Genomic DNA, 20,514 nt, shown 5'->3' with positions numbered 1-20,514 from the left:
TCGCGAAGAAAGACAGCGAGCTGCCCGGAATCGAATGACCCGATCACTTTCAGGAGAGAAAACAGCATGCCACGTCGGCCCCCTGACCTGCCGAGCCTCACGCGCGAGGAATTCGAGACGCTGGTAGCGGCTGCAAGGCGGCCGGGTAAGCTGGGAAGACCGATATCGGATCGCAGCGCGGCAATGGCGCGTGCTGTTCTGATCGACGGTTTGACTTTTACGCAGGCTGCGCTTGCGCAGGAAGGGCACATTTCAACCGCTTACCAGGCCGTCTCGCTTTTACTCCGGCACCGGACGGAAGCAGCCGATCTGTCCGCCCAGCGTTTGCGCGACGAACAGCTGGACCAGATTCGCAGCAAGTTTGTCGATGCCGGATTGTCCTTGCTTGATGCAAGCTGGCGCGGACAGAACGTCCGGTATCGATTGAGATGCGAGCGGGGTCACGAGTGGGAGCGCGGCGGTCAACAACTGTTACGCATCGCCCGCATCGCGTGTCCGGATTGCCTGGTCGAAGATGGCATGAAGCGCATGCACGATATCGCCCGACAGTCGGGTGGTCACTGTCTGACCAGCACGTATCTTGGATTGAAGGGTCGATACCGGTTCGTTTGCGCAATCGGCCACGAGTTTGAAACGACCGCCGCCACCATCTTTCGGGGCTGCTGGTGCCCGATCTGCTCAAACATGAGAAGGGCCGAACGTCAGCTATGGGCCGCAGGCGGGCTTCTCCCGATACAGAACCGCGCCCGCGAACGCGGCGGGGAGTGTCTGTCCACGGTGTACGAAGGAAAGTCCGCACAGTACAGGTTTCGATGCGTTCAGGGACACGAGTGGGAAACGAGCGGCATCGAAGTCATGCGCGAGGCGTGGTGCCCGCAATGCGTCTACGAGAGGGCACGTCGACCGGATGGACTGGCGGAGCTTCAGCGGGTAGCCGTACGTCGAGGCGGCAAATGCCTGGCATCAGGTTACCAACGCATACAGACCCGCTATCCGTTCCAGTGTGAGCGAGGGCACGAATGGTTGGCGTGGGGCTCAGAGATTCTTAAAGGGAGCTGGTGTCCGACGTGCCGCACCGAAGACCGGCAGCGGCGAGGCATCGAGACGATGCATGCTATTGCGGCGGAACGTGGCGGGCGGTGTCTGTCCGATACCTACGTTGATAACCAGACAAAGCTCGAATGGGAGTGCGCGCGAGGTCATCGGTGGTGGGCGCGCCCCCGACAAATAGCCTCTGCTGGGAACTGGTGCGCTCAATGCGGGTTCCTGTCGCGGATAACGCGCGAGAAGACGCGTCGCAAACGCCGCTATGAGGCGGTGAAAGCTGTCGGGTGAAGGTATTGGTCCGTCGCGCTTCTGAAACGTACTGCCGAACAGATTGCTGCAACGGTTGATCGGTTTATCCTGCAGCCTCCGACATCAACCGACGGCTTGTCACTCTAGTGCAGTTTGGCCAGCAACGGGCTCAGTTCACCAGCCGGAAGCGGCTCCTCGAGTTCGAACGACGGGTGGCCGCTTTGAGGCGAATAACCTTCGATGATACGAGAACACCTTTTGTCAGAGACCCTGTGAACGACACCACCTGCACACGCTCACGCTTGATTCGCGCTAAAGCGGACCTCGGGCAGAGGATCATATTTTCCCGCGTTGATCCATGCGGATAGAGTGCCGTCATCGTCTACGTGTTCTCGAAGCGCCATCGCTAGCTTCACACACTCGACACGGACAAGCGAAACCGACACAGCCTTTCGGCTAGCTATATCGATATCGGCATACTCTGTTTCAACCAGAAGATCAGCGATTGCCCCCATCAATCGAACGGGACGCGCGTCTCTGATAAATCCGTCTTTCAGCAAAACAAACGCCGCGTCCAAAAGGGTATGTAGTCCATGCTCGTGTCGCGTCTCGATCGTCGCAATCAATTGCTCGATGAGAGCGCTCGGCAGTTCAGACAATACTCGATCCTTAACAAGTGCGGCCCAACGCACGAGAGCCGCCGTTGCGTTGGCGACGCGCTGATGCAAAGTGCCAACCAATCCCCGTCTCACCATCGTCGCAACTTCGTAGATCATGCTCGGAGACGCGACAAGGAAGTAAGGAAGACCTAGAAGGCCGTGCCATGCCTTCGTACGAGATATAAATTCTAAAAGCGCACGTGCGCGCTGCTCGGTTCTGTCGGCGTCGGTCATCGCCGGTATAACAGCGTTCCCCAGGATAGGGCCGACAAGGGTTAGCATTCTGTCAGTGAAGTCGTTGGCCATAGACGTCCCAAACGGATCATGGGGATCGGGTTTCATCGGTGTCCAACTTACCAATTGATCAAAGAGCCGAACAGCCTGATGATCTTCCAATGTCAAACCAATTTGTTTGGCATGTAACAGCGATGCAAAGTGGGACTGCTTGTCTGCAAGAACCCGTGAGTCCAATGGCTGTGGCAATGCAAGAATGGCTTGGAGGTCGACACCGAAAAGTCTCTCGCGTACACGTGATGATGCGTCAATACTCGTGGGGGAAGGCAGTTGAGCGATGGTACTAACCAGTAAACCGGTGGTAGAAGGAAGTGCATCCTCCTGCCCATCTGTGTCCGACCACAACTCATCCCCGAATGCTGAGTCTTCCTCGGTTGTTAGCACTTTGTGAATCGAAAGGTAAGCAAGCCGCAAAACTGCCTCTTCTCGTGCAGGCTGGCTTTTCCGTGCTGCTTGTATGAGTTGATCGACACGATGTTTCCATCGCCCATGATCTTGCGATCTGTCCGGCGTCGACTCCCATGCAGCCTGAACAATCGATGGCCAGAAACGTTTATCGACCCCTTTCTCGATGGAGAGCGGAAACTCCATTGAAACGAGCGCCAGCTTTCCTTGTCGTTCACTTGAGATTGCCGCTAGCGCGTAATTCGCAAGCTCGCCCAGCGCCTCAAGCAACCAGTGGTGCCATATGAGTGAATCCTTGGCCAGTTCAAGCGCGCGTTCGAATGCACGTTGAGCCTCGTCCTCGGACATTCGGACCGTCAGGCGCGATAAAACAGTCAGGTGCAGTCTTAGCTGGTCCCCGGCGTGCATCAGGTCGTCGCGATGCTCTGGGCTTTGCGATACTTTAACGAGATCAAACCAGTAGGAGATTGCCTGATTTACGATGGAAATAAGTTCACCACTCACCTCAGGCGCAAGCTGCGCAATCGCGACGCGCCCGAAGTACCGGTTGAAAGATTCATCGAAATGACTATGTAGCGCGCGAAGCAACCAAGCGTACCAATCAACGGTCCGCTGGTACGTTATTTTTACACTGCTGATTACAGCTCCACTACAAATGCCGACATTGTTAATGCGAATTGGCAGCCCCACCACTTCAATTAACTGGTCGAGCTCGTAGAGTACGGAAAGCGCGTTGCCCAGCTCCTCTCCGGAGGAGTCACGATAGTGTCCAGGATCGAATAACGGAACGACCTCCACATCGCTTTTACGCTGCTTCGATGCGATTTCTTGTGCCTGACTTTCGATGTGTTCGATTTCTTGCAATGGATCGATGAGGAGGTCTTTGAATTCTCGCGGTCGTGTCGTGTCGGATCGTCGTTTGAAATTCGCTGCATCCATGCCACGGCTCAACCAGGCGGCCCACCCGAGTCGGGCTTTAATCCAAAGGGAAAACCTATCTAACCTGTGTCGCTTCTCCAGTTCGACGGTCGCATCCTTGATTAACTTCGTCGCTTCAACGTAACGCCCTATTTCGGTAAGTAGCGCAGCGCGACGTATCTGCCAGATCGGGTCGTCCGACTCGAGGGCAGCTAACCCCGTTGATAGCGCATGCAGGTTCAACCGGTCTCTGGCGCGCAAACATTTCTGGTATTGCGCGTCCATTCTGATGGAGTCACCCGCCGAGGCATCTGCCTCTATAAATTTCCCCCACCGGTCCAAGGTATCGTCGTCGTTCGACAGCCTCGCGTGCCGCATCAGCGCAACTGCAAAATCGCCACGACGACTTGGTTCGACTTCGGTTTCGACCGCTTCGAGGAGCTGCGTGATGGCGTGGACCAGTTGCTCCGGCAGCGGATGGAAGCCGGTCGTACGACGCCATAGAAGTTCGTAAAGAATTTCTGCGCGTCGCGCATAGTCGAAGTGCGCAAGCACTGGCGCACGCAAAAGCCAAGCCTCGTCGCCGCCATATTGAAGGCTTTGGCGAAACCTCCGCGGACAGACAAACCATCCAGGATATCGTTCCCGGTCGGCCTTCAACAGCGCCGCCGTTTTGTCGAGCAATTCGGCTGCGAAAGCGTCATCTATGCGAACACGCTGAAACACATCAGTTCCTGAGCTTCGGAGCGGATAGAGGCTGGATGATGTCAACGGCCATTCATGCAGTGGAATGGGCTTTGCCGCCCTCAGCGCATCAAAGAAGAGGCGCGTTGCTGTCGCATGCTTTTCCGCTGGGGATACATTGCCAACAATAGGTGCAAAGTCGATCGGAGCGATATTATGGGACTCTAGGAATTTCCGTCTCGCAGGTAGCAAGTCAAGATTCCCTACAAGGTAGATACGGCGAGCATTCCCACCCAGTTGGTCGCGGACCCAGCCAGCCCACTGAAGGAAATTTGGATCATCGCCGGAGAAACCCAAGAGACACAGTTCATTCTCGATAAATATCTGCCGTGCAAGATTAACAAACGCCGCGTGCTTGGCCGGGTACGTACGATAGTCCTCTTCCGCAAAGATCAACGGTCCGATATCTCCGATTGACCCGTGCAGCTTAACAATACGCGGCGACCGTGCGTGCGGAAGGTCTGCTTCTGAGCGAACAGCATCATATGTTGCGTCTACTGCACTTTCCGCTGCCCGCTCAAGGAGGGTGTCCCAGTTGGTCGTCAGGATGTCGGACCAAGGAAATTCCAGGAGCTCGGTATGCAATTGGCCGGGTAACCAAGCGCGATCTGGAAACCGCGCACGGATGAAGTCGTCCATGGCAGCCTGCCCAAAATACGTTCGATACTCCTCGGCGATTCTTAGCGGATTTGTCGGAGCCTGGTGTTTTGCGCCGGAATAGAGTTGGTCGACCAGATCGCGTGCGAGATCGGACCAAAGCGGCGGTGGCGGTGTATCCATCCCAGGACGGATCGCATTCTTGGTAAAGCCCGCACCGATCAGAACCGCGGCGCCTCGAATGGAGCCGTTACGCCATAGCGCACGGGCAAATTGCTGGAGAGCCGGATAATCTGGTAGTTTGGTTAGATCGTCGATCATGATCGTTTGGAATTGTTTTTCAATCGGTGGCCCTGCTCGACCAATTATGCCAGTCGGACCTTCATCTGACTGCAGCCCCTCGATTGCGAGAAGCCGGCAGATGGTTGGTCTGGATATGCGGCAAGGAATGATGTTAGCGTAGCGGCTATACAGAAGGTAATGCTATGCCACATGGTGGCTGCGACTGACCGCCGCTACTCCCGACGCATCTTTCGAAGAACCACATGTATGGTCGACAGATAGTAGTAAAACATCCAGCTTAGCCAGAGCGATGCGTCATAGCCGGTTTTTTGCTTTTCATTGTGATGCCTCACTCCAAAGTTATTCGCAATATTGAACAAATCAGCCTCGTCCTTCGACGTGATCAATTCCTTCATCTTTGGCCGCAGGTATTCCAGCACGTCAGCCAACTCACGAACTGCCTGGCGGCGATCAGCGATCGTTGCACCATGTCTCCGATACTGCAATGTTGCCGCCGCCACACGGCCCGAGACGTTTGCATCGTCAGACGGTATATCGGCATTAAAGATGGGTTCAAATCCTGATTCCGGTTCGTGCAGCACCTGACCATTCTCAGAAAGCGCGAACCGCTTCTCGTAGTGGGACAGTACAGCGTTGATCTTTTCGCGAAAGTCCTGCTGGCCATCTCGTTTGTTAAACGTCTCCCAATGCATCCCGCAGCCCGCATACGAATGCATTGTCCCATCGACTGGTTTTGAGACATACTGGAAGAGAAATTCGATCATGTCGAATAGGTCATCTTCCTTGTACATCGATGCTGCCTCCTCGATGGGCCACAACCCCTTCTTTCGGACATTTAGCAATATTTCGAGCCCGACGTCCCGTACTTTTCCATCGACGTCCCCGGCATCAACGCAGGTGAACCCGAACGCTTCATCAAAGTATCCATCTTGCCTAAGCAGAGCAAAAACCCGCGTAAACAGATCAATCACGTCGGCGAGCGGTAGGCCACTTGGATTCGGGTTGCTTCCGGCGCGAAGAGAATAATATGCGTGCATGTGGATCAGTCCCCGTAATGAGCCACGACATTAAAGCGTCGCTCATCCTTGATTCTGAAGATTAGCCTCGGCGAGCTATCGTAGGATGCGGGGCGTACTTTCGTCATGGACGTTTCGTGTCTGATTGATAGTCCAGCGCCAACGAAAGATTTTCGCCTCGCTTAGGAAAAGCCCGACTGAAATGTGTCTTGAACGCCTCCCAATCGTCATGGGAGCGCATAAAGCCGATCGTCGCGTACATATGTTGCGCGAGCGCGGGATTTCCGATGTCCTCCGTAAGCCACTGAAAGTGCTTGGCCTTTCGACGCCCATTCGCATCAACAGGATTACGCCGCTGGAGTTCGTCTAGCACACCCGGGCCGAGTCGATCATAGATAAGGTCGTTAATGTAATGTCCAACCACGCCCGGGCGTCGCGAGGTTCCCTTCCACCGCCAGCGCTTAAGTCGAAAAAGTTGCTCGAAAAACTCATCAGGAAACGTTTTGACCCAAGCGGCCAGTTCTCGGCGCAAAAACCTGTCCAAGAAAGCCTGCAGGGCGTCGCGAGCACGTACATTCTGGTATCCGGTGGCTTCGTCCACCAACCCAATAATTCCCAATGTCGCAAAACCGTGCTGCAAGATAGCCGCGCGCTCAGCCAAGTATTTGTATCGGGAGTCGAGAACCCCTTTCTGGTCGGCCTTTATAAGCGCGGAACATATGTCCGGGAGGATCGTTGCTTCGTAGCCGTCTGCTGGGTTTCCACCGTGCGGAGGAACAAAACGTATGGTGGAGCTTGCGCGCTTTACCAAATCATCGATTTGTACCCCGTTACGCTCTATTCTGTCCATCAAGGCGGTAATTTTTCGCTCGCCACCTCGACCTCCGCCCTTGGATATCCCAAGTGCGGCGTACAGACCGCTTTGCGATAGGACGCGCGTTTCGTCCGGAAGCACATAACAGGGGATTTCTATGTCGCCGATACGGACGGGCTTGTCGGGGGAACCATGAGTTGCCTTCGGCAAGCTTTCCCCCCAACGTGCGAGCGCGGCTTTCTTCGCAATGGCACTGCGCACTTCCGGACTAAGCGCTTTCGCTCGGGCAGCACCGCCAATGGCTTTCGATTCGCGCATGCTTGCATCCTCCTTGGTCGATGCTTGCATTTATAGCACTTACTATGCAAGCATGCAAAGCAGTGTTTCTTCGTGCTTGCATTTTCTCCAAGCGAGGGATTGGGAGGTAGTTCCGTACATCAGCTGGCCGGTTCGCTCGAATTATTCCGTGCCCTCCGAGCAGGGGCACTAGGACGTCCCGAAATCACCGACAGCAATAGCGTACGGGGCTCTTTTGGGTACGCCGAAACGGCCCAAGCGGAACAGCCGCCAAACATGGATCAATTGGATTGACCGAGTGCGATCTACATGGCGAAGCTGATCCACCAGTTCCTATGACCCTCGCCGAACATGGTCTGCACGTTGGGGAGCGAGTTAGCCAAGCTGCGCCACCTTTAGGATGGTGGGGTGCGAGACAGCATATTCTTTCGCCAGACCGCGAGCTGAAGCGCCCGCTGATAGCTTCGATTTAATCTCGGCCTTTTGCTCCATGGTCAGCGAATGTCTGCGCCCTAGCTTTTTCCCCTCTGCCTTGGCGCGAGCAAGTCCCGCGTGCGTCCGCTCGATGAGCAGGTCGCGCTCGAACTGCGACACCGCCGCCAGTACGGTCATATGAAGCTTGCCGGATGCACTGGTCAGATCGACGCCCTTAAGTGCGAGGCAATGCACATGGACACCCATTGCGCCAAGCCGCTCAACGGTCCCGAGCACATCGGTTGTGTTACGGCCCAGCCGGTCCAGCTTCGTCACGATTAGCTTGTCGCCCTCGTCCAGCCGGTCCAGCAGTTTGGCGAAGCCGGGGCGTTCCGCAGCCGGGACGCTGCCCGAGATGGTTTCCTCGACGGTATGGCGCGGCAGGGCCGCGAATCCGGCGGCGCGGGCTTCCAGCACTTGATTTGCGGTCGTTTGCTCCGCTGTGGAGACGCGGGCGTACAGGAACGTGCGAGACATCGGCAACCCCGGTAAGTAATGGTGGTAGCCAGGATGCCAGGTAATCAATGAGTTTACAAGGACTTTCTTACCGGCTCACATCCGGCGCAGCGCGCGGTAATCAACCGGACGATTATTTACCGTATTTCGCAAGCTGGCAGCGGACCGAGTTGACGGAAGAGACGCAGACCAATGGTCGGATTCAGCGGCTGGTTGTAACCCCTGTTGCCGAAAGCTACCGTTCAGTTCCACTCGGTCGAATAACCGTGGGGCGAAGACTTTAGTATGATGAGGCGCGAGGCGACGTTGGGTAGTTGCTTGAGAGCATACGTTGCCTGGATGCATCCAAACAGGCTGGGCCAATGCGGCAGATCAGAACACGCAGTTGAATCATTACGTGTCTATGCGCTAACTGTATTCCTGTCTTTGTAACGTCGAGCTGCAGAGCAGCAGAAGAATTATCGTCAGGCGAATCTACAAGAACAACGGTCATCGACCGCGGCTGAGGGGCAAGTTGTGGACAATCTAGCTCAAGCGCAATTAAGGCGCATCCTGCGCGACACGGATCGGTTCGAACCGTTTGTCCGCCACATTAGGTTTCCGTTCTTCAAAAATGTCGAGTTAAACACCCAGATCGACTTTACCTATCCCATCACTGCGCTCGTTGGCGCAAACGGTTCTAACAAAAGTTCGATATTGCGTGCTCTGTACGGGGCTCCAGAGGGCTCAAATATTGGCGATTATTGGTTCTCGACAGCGACCGATCCGATCGTCGATGCTGGTGGGCGACGCCACTGCTACGTATACGGCTACCGAAATAACGCGGCCCAGCGGACGGTGGAGGTTTTATTGCAGCGGTCGCCGTTCAATAGGAATGGCGGCAACCCAGACTATTGGGAATCGTCACGCCCGGTTCTTGAGTACGGAATGGAAAGGATGGAGGACATCCCCCCCGATAGCCCTCTCCCGGAAGGGCGGAGCAAAACTCGATGGAATCTAATTCGCAAGAATGTCGTTTATGTCGACTTTCGCGCTGAGTTGTCGGCATTTGACAAATTTTTCTACCACAATGGCCTGCGTTACACCACAAATCGCGCGAAAAAAGAGCGCGTTCGCGCTCGTGCGCCACATCTAAAATACGCAATCGAAACAGGCGCCCCACAGTACACCTACCATAGGTTGAATCGAGTCGTAGGCGAAAATCGGAGCCTGACAGATGAAGAACGCGCGGCCGTATCCCACATCCTTGGACGCCAGTACACCGCAATCAGCATCATTAAGCACTCGTTCTTTGATTGCGAGGCGCGTACTGCGATAATGAAAACGGCGGAGCTGAATTATTCGGAGGCGTTTGCGGGTAGCGGTGAATTCGCCGCGATCATGCTCGTCGTCAACGTACTCAATGCCCCGGAGCGTTCACTTATCCTGCTGGACGAACCGGAAGTGTCTCTGCACCCCGGAGCGCAGGATCGAATTATGACGTTCTTGGAAGAACAGGCGCTCAAGAAGAAACATCAGATTGTACTTTCGACTCATTCCCCTGCAATCGTCAGGAGATTGCCAGCGGATGCCATTAAGGTTTTGGTAATGTCTCCTGTCACCGGCAAGGCGACATTGGCCAACCAAACCGCGACTGCCGACGAAGCGTTCTTCCACCTAGGAGAACCGAATCCTGGTCGAACTCTACTTGTTGTCGAAGACACCTTGGCTGCTGAAATCGTAAAGCAAGCCCTGCAGCCGCACGGGGAAGCCATGGTCAACCGCTTCGATGTTCGATTTTTTCCGGGAGGGTCGGAAACGCTTTGGGGTCACTACTTGCCAATCTATGCAGCGGAAAACCGGAGCGACGTACATGTATTTCTTGACGGTGACAAACGTCCTGAAACGCCTCTCGTTGACCCCGCGACCGTGCCCGATGCCGATCACGCCCGGATCGTCGATGAGATTGAGAGAGTGGCTGGCCGTCGCATCACTTTCCCGGTAGACGGCGGCACAGGCGGAGCGAATGTGGCACAGTTGCGAACTGTGCAGCGAAACTTCGCGACTTGGTCTAGGGAACATGTGCATTACCTGCCCGGCGCTGGAAACCCTGAAGAGTTCCTCTGGCAAAACATGCGACGGGACGATGACGACAACGCTCTCGCCGACACTCCCGTTAAAGAACGGTTTGAGCAGATTACTCGAAGAGAAATGCGCGTCGCGAATTTCCGGTCGGTAACAAGCGCCGATATCTTCGCCACTCAACGACGCAGGCTCGCAACTATCCCAGAGGACCATCCCAGCATGGTTGCTATCGCCAGCGAACTCCTTGCAATCGCTGGCAGGCTGCCGGACTAGGCTTTTCGGATACAGAATATGACCATAAAGGTGTTTGACTTTTTTTCCGGTTGCGGCGGGACTAGCTGCGGCTTCAACAAAGCCGGGCTAGACGTCGCTTTTGGTCTCGACATCGATCCGGACGCTGCCGCAACATTTCGCCTCAACTTTCCGGGAGCAGCATTCCATGAGGGCGATATCTGTAGTCTCCCGACAGATGCGCTAGCAACTTTAATCGGACCGCGACGCGACCCCTTGCTTTTCAGTGGGTGCGCGCCGTGCCAACCATTCTCGAAACAAAACCGTCAGCGAAAGAAATCCGATCCGCGCCGCAAACTGCTATCCGAGTTCGCTCGATTCGTTCAAGCATGGTTGCCGGAATACGTATTCATTGAAAACGTACCCGGGATGCAAAAGATTCGGACGGCAGATGGCCCATTAGGTGGATTTACAAAACTCCTCTCCTCCCTCGGCTATTCGGTAGACATAGGCATTGTTCCTGCGCTCTGGTTCGGCGTACCACAGACGCGGGAGAGACTGGTGCTGCTTGCATCGCGAATCGGCACCGTCGGACTTCCCAAGCCGACGCATGGCACATCGAAAAAACCATTTGCAACCGTTCAAGATTGGATAGCTGACCTTCCGCCTTTGCAAGCTGGGGAAGAAAGCCGGGACGACCCCGACCACCGCGCCGCGCACCTGTCAGACTTAAATTTGCAGAGGATTAAAGCCACGCCCGAAGGCGGCGGGCGTCAGCACTGGCCGAAGGAACTATGGCTAGCTTGCCATAGTGACTACTCGGGACATACCGATGTGTATGGGCGTCTTTCATGGGCCAAGCCTGCGGCCGGACTGACAACGCGCTGTATTAGTTACTCGAACGGGAGATTCGGGCACCCGGAGCAGCATCGAGCGATCAGTGTTCGAGAAGCAGCGTGTCTGCAAACCTTCCCACGCAAGTACCGCTTCATCGGCTCTCTGGAGTCGAAGGCGCGGCAGATTGGGAATGCCGTCCCCCCCGAAATGGCACGCGCCATAGGCGCCCATATCCGACAATTCCACGCTCGCGAATGTCGATCTGACTAAAATCAGCCGTCCCTTGGCACTGATCCGATAGCGCAGTGTACGCAACCGGACATGACCACATGTTGAACCGAAACGGGCCGGTAACGGTTCCGCAGCTACCGCAAATCCGGTAGCCAGACGGTAACGGACGGCATGTTAGCGGTCAAGAAAAGAATAAGGACTTACGGCGTTAGCTCGTAAGTCCTTATTTTTGCTGCTTTTTTTCGTGGTCGGAGCGAAAGGATTCGAACCTTCGACCCTCTGATCCCAAAACAACCGATCATCATGAATCGCGCTCCGGGTAGAACGTCAGTAATTTTCGCCGATCACGGAAACGCGATTGAGGCGCTCAACGATATTGTCGGTGAATGCCCCATAGTTCGATTGGATTATTGCAACACTTGTGCCGGTCAATTCGGCCACTGTATAAACGTCGATGCCCTGCGCGATAGCCTCGCTGATATAGGTATGTCGCATGCAATATAAAACCGCATCCAACAATCCAGCGATTTCTCGAGCCTCCCGGAATGCCTTGCCCCAAACGGGTGCGGTCCAACGCTGTGCGTCTGTAGTGGTCAATAACGGCGCATTGGCGATCTTATCTTTAGCCTGCGTCGCGAAGAATTCGCGTGCCTTGTCAGACAGCGGCACCTTGCGACTGCCCGTCTTTCCATTGAGCGTCAAGACCCCCGCACTACGGTCGAAGTCTGCCACATTGGCGCTCGCAACTTCGCCCGGCCGCGCTCCAATATGCAGCAATGCGATCGCGAATGTGCGTAAATCGGCAGGCATCGCCTGAAGTAAGCGGGTACGTTCCTCAGCCGTCAACCAGCCTTTCCGGCGGCTACCCACATCAGGGAATTGAATGACCTCTTTCCATCCCGCGTCGCTCGAAACAAGTTTGAGTCGCGCCTTGGCATAGTTCAACGCCGCTTTCAACGACTTGAGGTTGCGGTTTACGGAATCCTTGGCGCGCTTGTAACTTTCCTCGTCATCGGGAGAAGCATCATCTAATTGTGCATTGCGCCACCGCTCGACATCCAAAGGGCGCAGCCTTGCGATGTTGACCATGCCGATGGGCTTCTCATAGACCAATCGCTTAAATCTGCCCTCGGCGTCTTGAGCGGTAGCTTCACCCTTTTCCAAACGCCGATTCTCGACATACAGGCGACACACGTCAGCGACCGTTTTTCTGTCATGGTGAACACCCGCCGCCAACTCATCCGCCCACCGTTCAACCCCTTTGCGCGCCTCGTTGTACTCGCAAAGCGTATCGCCGAACGAGCTGAACTGGTATTTGCCATCCTCGCTCATGCGACGTCCGATCCAAGTGCCCGCCCCCGATTCCAACTTACGGTACCCGACGTGAACGCCCGTGCTTATGCGCTCCCAATACGGCTCACGGCGCGGCTCAAGTTTGGCGCGCGCCGTTTTCGTCTGAATGCTCATCTTCATCATGCAAAACCCCGGCGAAGTTCCGTATACGGATTTTATACGAAAAATCACTGCCGGACGACCGCGAACGAATTCGAACAAATTCCTTAATTTTCAATGCTCTATGCAGGTTACCGCGAACGTCTCTGAACGGCGTCGGACGACACATTTTGCCCTCGGTGGGCATGAATCGACCGAACATTAGAATCCCGGAAATTGGTCACGTCATGGCTGACATAAAACCGCAATATTGTACCGTTACCGGGATACCGTCGCACTTTTGAAAGCGCTCTTACAACAGCGCCGCGAGATTTTTCTTTACTCGCCGTAGAAGTTCTGCGCGCCCGCAAAGTTATCGAACTTCGTAAATTGACCATGGAACGTGAGGCGAACGGGACCGATCGGACCGTTACGCTGTTTACCGATGATGATTTCCGCGGTGCCCTTGTCCGGACTGTCGGGGTTGTAGACCTCGTCGCGGTAAATAAACAGGATCACGTCGGCATCCTGCTCGATTGCGCCCGATTCGCGCAGGTCCGACATGATTGGCCGTTTGTTCGGGCGCTGCTCCAAACCCCGGTTCAACTGCGACAGCGCAATCACCGGGACATCGAGTTCCTTGGCGAGACTCTTGAGCGAACGCGAGATTTCCGAGATTTCCGTCGCACGGTTTTCGCCGGACGACGAACCGCTCATCAGCTGCAAATAGTCGATGATGATCAGACCCAGTTTGCCGCACTGACGCGACAGCCGGCGCGCCCGCGAGCGCAGTTCCATTGGGTTTAGACCACCGGTTTCGTCGATGAAGATTTGCGCTTCGCTCATCTTCTGCACGGCGTGCGTGAGTTTCGGCCAATCTTCGTCGGTCAGCCGCCCCGTACGCATGCGGTGCTGGTCCAGCCGTCCGACCGAGCCGAGCATACGCATCGTGAGCTGGGTGCCCGGCATTTCCATCGAAAACACTGCCACCGGCAAACCGTACTCCACCGCCACGTACTCGCCGATATTCATCGAGAACGCCGTCTTACCCATCGACGGCCGGCCCGCCACGATGATCAACTCGCCGCCGTGCATGCCGGAGGTCATCCGGTCGAGGTCGACGAAGCCGGTCGGTGTGCCGGTCACATCGCTCGGATTGGCGGTGTGGTACAGCGTATCGATCCGCTCGACCACCTGGGTCAAGAGCGGCCCGATTTCCAGAAAGCCCTGCGTGCCGCGCGCGCCGTCTTCGGCGATCGAGAACACCTTCGATTCCGCCTCGTCCAGCAACTGGCGGACTTCCTTGCCCTGCGGATTGAAGGCGTCGGCGGAGATTTCGTCCGCCACGGAAACGAGGCGCCGCAGCACCGCGCGATCGCGCACGATTTCCGCGTAGCGGCGAATATTGGCCGCGCTCGGCGTGTTCTGCGCCAGCGCGTTCAGGTAAGCGAGGCCGCCCACCTCTTCGGCCTTGCCCGAAGTGCCCAGCGCTTCATAGACCGTGATCACGTCGGCCGGACGCGTCGCCGCAATCAGCTTGCCGATGTGCTCGAAGATGATCCGGTGGTCGTAGCGGTAGAAATCGCTTTGCGACAGGAAGTCGGCGATGCGGTCCCATGCGGCGTTGTCGAGCAGCAGGCCGCCCAGCACCGATTGCTCGGCCTCGATCGAATGCGGCGGGACTTTTAGCGACTCGAGCTGGGGATCTTTGGACGGTGCGTTCATGGGATGGAATTATCGGGGTAAATGAGCGCGGAGGGAAATCTAAAACACACGCCTTTGCGGGCCAAAACCGCCCAACAAAAAAGGCAGGGGCCGGTCACCCGGCCCCTGCCCTTCGCCAGTCAGACTACCTGGCAAATACTGCTTTGGTACTTAGACGTGTTCGCCCAGCACCGACACCGTCACATCGACGAGCACGTCGGTGTGCAGCGAGATTTGCACAGCGTGGTCGCCGACCAGCTTCAGCGGGCCTTCCGGCAGGCGCACTTGCGCCTTTTCCACTGCGAAGCCTTGCTTAACCAGTGCGTCAGCGATGTCAGCGTTCGTCACCGAGCCGAACAGACGGCCGTCGACGCCAGCCTTCTGGCTGATCTGAACCGTCGAGCCTGCCAGCTTTTCGCCTTGAGCTTGAGCAGCTGCCAGCTTTTCAGCAGCAACCTTTTCCAGTTCTGCGCGGCGAACTTCGAATTCAGCGATAGCGTCTTTCGTTGCGCGGCGTGCGTGCTTGTTCGGGATCAGGAAGTTACGTGCGTAACCGTCCTTCACCTTGACGATGTCGCCCAGGTTGCCCAGGTTGACGACTTTTTCCAGAAGAATAACTTGCATTCTGATGCTCCTTGTCGCGTCGTCGGGTTAGGCCTTGTGCTGGTCGGTGTACGGCACCAGCGCGAGGAAACGTGCGCGCTTGATTGCCGTGTCCAGCTGGCGTTGATAGTGCGACTTCGTACCCGTGAGACGCGCCGGCGTGATCTTGCCGTTCTCGCCGATGAAGTCCTTCAGCGTTTCGATGTCTTTGTAGTCGATCTGATCGACACCAGCTGCCGTGAAACGGCAGAACTTCTTGCGCTTGAAGAGCGGGTTTTGTTGCTGACGACGCTTGTCGAATTTCTTACCAGTCGGGCGGGGCATGTTCAGTCCTTTCCAATGTCCTGCAATGCTGTGATGTGAAATACCAGGGTTCTTGCGTTGCGGCTTTTTTTCGCCAGAAAACCGGTGAAGAGCGTTTCGACGCCCATCGCACAGTTTTCCAGCTTGCCGCTCGCCTCGCCGGCCGCCACCGCCGGCATCGTCAGTTCAACTTGCCGGGCAATGCCGGCTTCGACGACTTCGGTGCGGTGTTGCAACGTACAGCTTGCGATCGGAACGCCGGCGGGGGTATACCGCACCGGTTCGCGTTCAACGACGCTGGCTGAGAGTTGCAGCCGATTCACGAGAGCGACGCTTTAGCCTGGTAGCTTAAATAGTGTGTCTTAAGCCTGCGCTTCGGACGGCTGCGTAGCAGCTGCCTTCTTGGCTTCTTCGCGCTGCACTTCCTTCATCATCGGCGACGGGCCGGTTTCGGCCTTCTTCATCTTGACGATCAGGTGACGCAGAACGGCGTCGTTGAACTTGAATGCGTGTTCCAGCTCGTCGAGCGTGGTTTGGTCGCATTCGATGTTCATGCAGACGTAGTGAGCCTTCGCGAGTTTCTCGATCATGTAGGCCAGTTGGCGACGGCCCCAGTCTTCGATACGGTGGATCTGGCCACCGTGCGACGTGATCGTGCTCTTGTAACGCTCGATCATGGCGGGCACTTGCTCGCTCTGATCGGGATGCACGATAAATACGATTTCATAATGACGCATACACACTCCTTGTGGATTAAAGCCACCCGGGCGTCGGAACCGGTGTGGCAAGTGAGAAGCCGAAGAGTATAGCCCGATTGGGGCCGGGTTGCAACACATCCCGTTAATCTGGCGCGTGATTCGGGTGTGTTTTCAAGGGTTTAGAGCCTCCCATGAGGTCACGGGCGCAGCTAATACGTGCTGCGGTTCCAGTAATCCTCGCTCGCATAGACCTCTTTCAGATAGTCGATGAAGTAGCGCACCTTGGCCGGCACGTAGCGCTGCTGCGGGTAGACGGCAAGGATGTCGTAATCCGGCAGCGCGAATTCATCGAGCACCGTTTCCAGCTCGCCGCGTGCAAGCTGCTGCTGGATTTCCCAGGTCGAGCGCCAGCCGAGGCCAAGCCCTTCCGAAACCCACCGATGCAGCAATTCGCCGTCGTTGCAATCGAGCGTGCCGCCGACGCGCACCGTCGCCAGCTTGCCGTTGCGGCGGAAGTACCAGCCACGGTTCTGGCCCCCTTGGAGATTGAAGGCGAGGCAGTTGTGCTGCGGCAGGTCTTCGAGCGTCTTCGGCTTGCCGTACTTGCGAAAATACTCCGGCGTGCCGCACACCACGCGCCGGTTCGAGGCCAGCTTTACGGCCACGAAATTCGGATCGACCGCACCACCAATGCGAATCGACAGGTCGTAGCCTTCGCGCACCAGATCCACCACCCGGTCGGTCAGATTGAACGACAACTGCAATTCCGGCTTGTCGGCGAGAAACGGGGGCGCGAGCGGCGCGACATGTTTGCGGCCAAAAGCCGCCGGCGCTGAGACGATCAGGTGCCCGCTCACCGCGCGGCGGCCCGCAGCGAGTTCGTTCTCCGCCTGATCCCATTCCGACAGCAGGCCGCGGCAGCGCTCCAGAAACGCTGCGCCCTCTTCGCTGACCACGAGGCGCCGCGTCGAGCGATACATCAGTTTTACGCCGAGGCGCTTTTCCAGCGCGTCGATGCGCCGCCCGAGGATCACGGGCGACACGCCCTCCTCCAGCGCCGCCGCGGCGAGACTCCCCGCATCCGCGACCCGCACGAAGGTTTCGATCTGCTTGAAGCGGTCCATTTTTGTCTCCTGTGTCGATGGGAGTTAGCGCTTTAGCTGTCGGCCAGAGTTCGCGCTTCAGCGCGTTACTCGGGCCCCATGCAAAGCACTTACTCCCATCCCATGCACCGCTGTCGATGGGAGTTAGCGCTTTAGCGGTTACTCCGGTCCCACGCAAGCGGGTTGCAACCGCCTTGCGCCAACCCTCATTCCATACTTTTTGTTCCGAAATAAGCGACCTCGACTGATCTTATCAAACCTTTGAGTCAGGCCTAAAGTGCATCTCATCCCCCTTGATCCGCATCCATAGACATTCAGGAGACATTCATGGCCAAGATGAGAGCCGTCGACGCAGCCGTACTGGTGCTCGAAAAAGAAGGCATCGACACCGCCTTCGGTGTGCCAGGCGCCGCTATCAATCCGTTCTATTCGGCCATGCGTAAGGCAGGCAACATCAGCCACGTGCTGGCGCGTCACGTCGAAGGCGCCTCGCACATGGCCGAAGGCTATACGCGGGCTCAGCCGGGCAACATCGGCGTGTGTATCGGCACGTCCGGCCCCGCCGGCACCGACATGATCACCGGTTTGTACTCCGCTCAGGCCGACTCGATTCCTATTCTGGCTATCACGGGTCAAGCGCCGCGGGCCCGCCTGTACAAGGAAGACTTCCAGGCCGTCGATATCGAATCGATCGCCAAGCCCGTCACCAAGTGGGCCGTCACCGTGCGCGAACCGGCGTTGGTGCCGCGTGCCTTCCAGCAGGCGTTTCACCTGATGCGCTCGGGCCGTCCGGGTCCGGTGCTGATCGACCTGCCGATCGACGTGCAACTCGCCGAAATCGAATTCGATATCGACACCTATGAACCGCTGCCGGTCTACAAGCCGAAGGCAAGCCGCAAGCAGATCGAAGCCGCATTGACGCTGCTCAACGATTCGGACAAGCCGCTGATCGTCTCCGGTGGTGGCGTGCTGAACGCCGCCGCGGAAGACCTGCTGGTCGAATTCGCTGAACTGGTTGGCGTGCCGGTGATTCCGACACTGATGTCGTGGGGCGCGATTCCCGACGATCACCCGCTGATGGCCGGCATGGTCGGCCTGCAGACGTCGCACCGCTACGGCAACGCGACCATGCTCGCCTCCGACTTCGTGCTCGGCATCGGCAACCGCTGGGCCAACCGCCATACAGGCAGCGTCGAGGTTTATACCAAGGGCCGTAAGTTCGTGCATGTGGACATCGAGCCGACGCAGATCGGCCGTGTGTTCGGGCCGGACCTCGGCATCGTCTCGGACGCGAAAGCCGCGCTCGAACTGTTCGTCGAAGTGGCCAACGAATGGAAGGCCGCCGGCAAGCTGAAGGACCGCAGCGCCTGGGTCGCGGATTGCCAGCAACGCAAGCGCACGCTGCAACGCAAGACGCACTTCGACAATGTGCCGATCAAGCCGCAACGCGTCTACGAAGAGATGAACCAGGTGTTCGGCCGCGATACGTGCTATGTGAGCACGATCGGCTTGTCGCAGATCGCCGGTGCGCAGTTCCTGCACGTCTACAAGGCGCGCAACTGGATCAACTGCGGCCAGGCAGGCCCGCTCGGCTGGACGATTCCGGCAGCGCTCGGCGTGCGTGCCGCAGACCCGCAACGTCCGATCGTCGCGCTCTCCGGCGACTACGACTTCCAGTTCATGATCGAAGAACTCGCCGTCGGCGCGCAATTCAAGCTGCCGTACGTGCATGTGGTGGTGAACAACTCGTACCTCGGCCTGATCCGCCAGGCGCAGCGCGCGTTCGACATGGACTTCTGCGTGCAGCTCGCGTTCGACAACATCAACGCGCCGGAAGTGAACGGCTATGGCGTGGATCACGTCGCGGTCGCCGAAGGTCTCGGTTGCAAGGCGATCCGCGTGTTCAAGCCGGAAGAGCTGAAGCCGGCCCTGCAAAAGGCGCAGGCGATGCTCTCCGAGTTCAACGTGCCGGTGATCGTCGAAGTGATTCTCGAGCGTGTGACGAACATCTCGATGGGCACCGAAATCGACGCCATCAACGAGTTCGAAGAACTGGCCGAGAAGCGTCAGGACGCGCCGAGCGCCATCAGCATGCTCGACTGAGCCTCTCTCTTTTGACCTGATCGACCAGACGGTGCAGCGTGTTCTCCACGCTGCACCGCCTGAGTCGAAGTGATTTCATTGACCGACCAGCGAGACCCCAGCACCATGCCGAAATTTGCAGCCAATCTCACCATGCTGTTCAACGAAGTCCCGTTCCTCGACCGCTTTTTAGCGGCAGCGGACGCGGGCTTCAACGCCGTCGAATTCCTGTTCCCGTATCCGTATCAAATCGCCGAACTCGCTGAGCGTCTGCAGCAGAACCGTCTGAAGCTCGTGCTGCACAACCTGCCCGCGGGCAATTGGGAAGCCGGCGAACGCGGCATTGCCTGCCTGCCGGATCGCGTCGGCGAGTTCCAGGAAGGCGTTGGCCGCGCCATCGAATACGCGAAGGCACTGAAGGTGCCGCAACTGAACTGCCTGGTCGGCATTCCCGGCCCGGGCGTCGATGCCGGCCGCGCTCACGCGACCATGGTCGACAACCTGCGCTTCGCTTCAGCCGCGCTGAAGCAGGAAGGCATCAAGCTGCTGGTCGAGCCCTGCAATTCATACGACATCCCGGGCTTCGCGCTGAACCGCTCGTCCGAAGGGCTCGACGTGATCCGCGCGGTCGGCTCGGACAACCTGTTCCTGCAGTACGACATCTATCACATGCAACGGATGGAGGGCGAGCTCGCCGCCACCATCAAGAAAAACCTGGCGTCGATCGCGCATATCCAGCTCGCCGACAATCCGGGCCGCAACGAGCCGGGCACGGGCGAAATCAACTACCCGTTCCTGTTCAAGCTGCTCGATTCGCTCGGCTACGACGGCTATATCGGCTGTGAATACAAGCCGCGTACGACCACCACGGAAGGTCTGGACTGGGTGCAACGCGTGGCCGGCCAGGCACGCGGCGCGGCGCACGCCGCTGCTTGATTGCACAAACGCTCTACC

16 protein-coding genes and 1 tRNA gene are annotated in these 20,514 nt (G+C 57.2%); 5 read left to right on the top strand and 12 right to left on the bottom strand.

From position 1 onward, the window contains the following. The coding region (locus tag BLQ92_RS41005) for a hypothetical protein (protein WP_244896713.1) at positions 1-1,335 on the top strand (1,335 nt) is incomplete at its 5' end. Positions 1,336-1,592: 257 nt separating this feature from the next. Here BLQ92_RS41005 and BLQ92_RS38035 read toward each other — a convergent pair. From BLQ92_RS38035 to BLQ92_RS38020, 4 genes are all read right to left on the bottom strand, one after another. Further along, complete coding sequence (locus tag BLQ92_RS38035) at positions 1,593-5,234, bottom strand: SIR2 family NAD-dependent protein deacylase (protein WP_090695894.1); 3,642 nt, start codon at positions 5,232-5,234, stop codon at positions 1,593-1,595. A 194-nt stretch (positions 5,235-5,428) separates the two neighbouring features. Beyond that, entirely contained in the window at positions 5,429-6,253 is an 825-nt protein-coding gene (locus BLQ92_RS38030) for a hypothetical protein (protein WP_090695893.1), read from the bottom strand. 103 nt (positions 6,254-6,356) lie between these two features. Beyond that, positions 6,357-7,364 (bottom strand): P63C domain-containing protein, encoded by a 1,008-nt coding sequence (locus BLQ92_RS38025; protein WP_176860803.1) that lies wholly within the window; start codon positions 7,362-7,364, stop codon positions 6,357-6,359. A 354-nt stretch (positions 7,365-7,718) separates the two neighbouring features. Then, entirely contained in the window at positions 7,719-8,294 is a 576-nt protein-coding gene (locus BLQ92_RS38020; RefSeq protein ID WP_090695891.1) for a recombinase family protein, read from the bottom strand. Between the two features lie 495 nt (positions 8,295-8,789). On the opposite strand from BLQ92_RS38020, the gene BLQ92_RS38015 reads away from it, so the two are divergent. After that, positions 8,790-10,610, top strand: a complete 1,821-nt coding sequence (locus BLQ92_RS38015; RefSeq protein ID WP_090695890.1) for an ATP-dependent nuclease — start codon at positions 8,790-8,792, stop codon at positions 10,608-10,610. A gap of 18 nt (positions 10,611-10,628) precedes the next feature. Then, entirely contained in the window at positions 10,629-11,675 is a 1,047-nt protein-coding gene (locus tag BLQ92_RS38010; RefSeq protein ID WP_090695889.1) for a DNA cytosine methyltransferase, read from the top strand. A 206-nt stretch (positions 11,676-11,881) separates the two neighbouring features. Here BLQ92_RS38010 and BLQ92_RS38005 read toward each other — a convergent pair. The 8 genes from BLQ92_RS38005 to BLQ92_RS37970 form a co-directional block, all read right to left on the bottom strand. Then, positions 11,882-11,954: transfer RNA gene (locus tag BLQ92_RS38005), tRNA-Pro, on the bottom strand. A gap of 9 nt (positions 11,955-11,963) precedes the next feature. After that, the gene (locus BLQ92_RS38000; protein WP_090695888.1) at positions 11,964-13,112 is read right to left on the bottom strand and encodes a tyrosine-type recombinase/integrase; all 1,149 of its coding nucleotides are present in this window, start codon (positions 13,110-13,112) and stop codon (positions 11,964-11,966) included. 294 nt (positions 13,113-13,406) lie between these two features. After that, entirely contained in the window at positions 13,407-14,792 is a 1,386-nt protein-coding gene (locus tag BLQ92_RS37995) for a replicative DNA helicase (RefSeq protein WP_090695887.1), read from the bottom strand. 150 nt (positions 14,793-14,942) lie between these two features. Beyond that, on the bottom strand, positions 14,943-15,395 hold the full coding sequence (rplI, locus tag BLQ92_RS37990; RefSeq protein WP_074298444.1) for a 50S ribosomal protein L9: 453 nt from the start codon (positions 15,393-15,395) through the stop codon (positions 14,943-14,945). Between the two features lie 27 nt (positions 15,396-15,422). Then, positions 15,423-15,698 carry a 30S ribosomal protein S18 gene (gene rpsR / locus BLQ92_RS37985; protein ID WP_074264854.1) on the bottom strand — a complete coding sequence of 92 codons (276 nt, stop codon included), beginning with the start codon at positions 15,696-15,698 and terminating at the stop codon, positions 15,423-15,425. A 2-nt stretch (positions 15,699-15,700) separates the two neighbouring features. Continuing rightward, entirely contained in the window at positions 15,701-16,000 is a 300-nt protein-coding gene (priB, locus tag BLQ92_RS37980; protein ID WP_090695886.1) for a primosomal replication protein N, read from the bottom strand. Between the two features lie 39 nt (positions 16,001-16,039). Continuing rightward, entirely contained in the window at positions 16,040-16,414 is a 375-nt protein-coding gene (gene rpsF, locus BLQ92_RS37975) for a 30S ribosomal protein S6 (protein WP_090695885.1), read from the bottom strand. A 170-nt stretch (positions 16,415-16,584) separates the two neighbouring features. Further along, positions 16,585-17,499: a substrate binding domain-containing protein gene (locus BLQ92_RS37970; protein ID WP_090695884.1), complete on the bottom strand. Its 915-nt coding sequence runs from the start codon at positions 17,497-17,499 to the stop codon at positions 16,585-16,587. A 306-nt stretch (positions 17,500-17,805) separates the two neighbouring features. On the opposite strand from BLQ92_RS37970, the gene gcl reads away from it, so the two are divergent. Together gcl and otnI are read left to right on the top strand one after the other, a co-directional pair. Then, positions 17,806-19,581 carry a glyoxylate carboligase gene (gene gcl, locus BLQ92_RS37965; protein ID WP_090695883.1) on the top strand — a complete coding sequence of 592 codons (1,776 nt, stop codon included), beginning with the start codon at positions 17,806-17,808 and terminating at the stop codon, positions 19,579-19,581. Positions 19,582-19,686: 105 nt separating this feature from the next. Further along, positions 19,687-20,496, top strand: coding sequence for a 2-oxo-tetronate isomerase (gene otnI / locus BLQ92_RS37960; RefSeq protein WP_090695882.1), 810 nt, complete (start codon positions 19,687-19,689; stop codon positions 20,494-20,496). The last annotated feature ends 18 nt before the right edge of the window (positions 20,497-20,514 follow it).

The sequence above is a fragment of the Paraburkholderia phenazinium genome, assembly GCF_900100735.1.
In the GTDB taxonomy this organism is placed as follows: domain Bacteria; phylum Pseudomonadota; class Gammaproteobacteria; order Burkholderiales; family Burkholderiaceae; genus Paraburkholderia; species Paraburkholderia phenazinia.
This window is presented reverse-complemented; position numbering and strand designations above follow the sequence as displayed.

Bases quoted from the DNA above. Each gene is read 5' to 3' on its own strand.
- BLQ92_RS38030 (WP_090695893.1), bottom strand. From the start codon at position 6,253: ATGCACGCATATTATTCTCTTCGCGCCGGAAGCAACCCGAATCCAAGT.
- rpsR (WP_074264854.1), bottom strand. From the start codon at position 15,698: ATGCCCCGCCCGACTGGTAAGAAATTCGACAAGCGTCGTCAGCAACAA.
- rpsF (WP_090695885.1), bottom strand. From the start codon at position 16,414: ATGCGTCATTATGAAATCGTATTTATCGTGCATCCCGATCAGAGCGAG.
- gcl (WP_090695883.1), top strand. From the start codon at position 17,806: ATGGCCAAGATGAGAGCCGTCGACGCAGCCGTACTGGTGCTCGAAAAA.
- BLQ92_RS38000 (WP_090695888.1), bottom strand. From the start codon at position 13,112: ATGATGAAGATGAGCATTCAGACGAAAACGGCGCGCGCCAAACTTGAG.
- BLQ92_RS38035 (WP_090695894.1), bottom strand. From the start codon at position 5,234: ATGATCGACGATCTAACCAAACTACCAGATTATCCGGCTCTCCAGCAA.
- BLQ92_RS38025 (WP_176860803.1), bottom strand. From the start codon at position 7,364: ATGCGCGAATCGAAAGCCATTGGCGGTGCTGCCCGAGCGAAAGCGCTT.
- BLQ92_RS37970 (WP_090695884.1), bottom strand. From the start codon at position 17,499: ATGGACCGCTTCAAGCAGATCGAAACCTTCGTGCGGGTCGCGGATGCG.
- otnI (WP_090695882.1), top strand. From the start codon at position 19,687: ATGCCGAAATTTGCAGCCAATCTCACCATGCTGTTCAACGAAGTCCCG.
- rplI (WP_074298444.1), bottom strand. From the start codon at position 15,395: ATGCAAGTTATTCTTCTGGAAAAAGTCGTCAACCTGGGCAACCTGGGC.
- BLQ92_RS38010 (WP_090695889.1), top strand. From the start codon at position 10,629: ATGACCATAAAGGTGTTTGACTTTTTTTCCGGTTGCGGCGGGACTAGC.
- BLQ92_RS37995 (WP_090695887.1), bottom strand. From the start codon at position 14,792: ATGAACGCACCGTCCAAAGATCCCCAGCTCGAGTCGCTAAAAGTCCCG.
- BLQ92_RS38020 (WP_090695891.1), bottom strand. From the start codon at position 8,294: ATGTCTCGCACGTTCCTGTACGCCCGCGTCTCCACAGCGGAGCAAACG.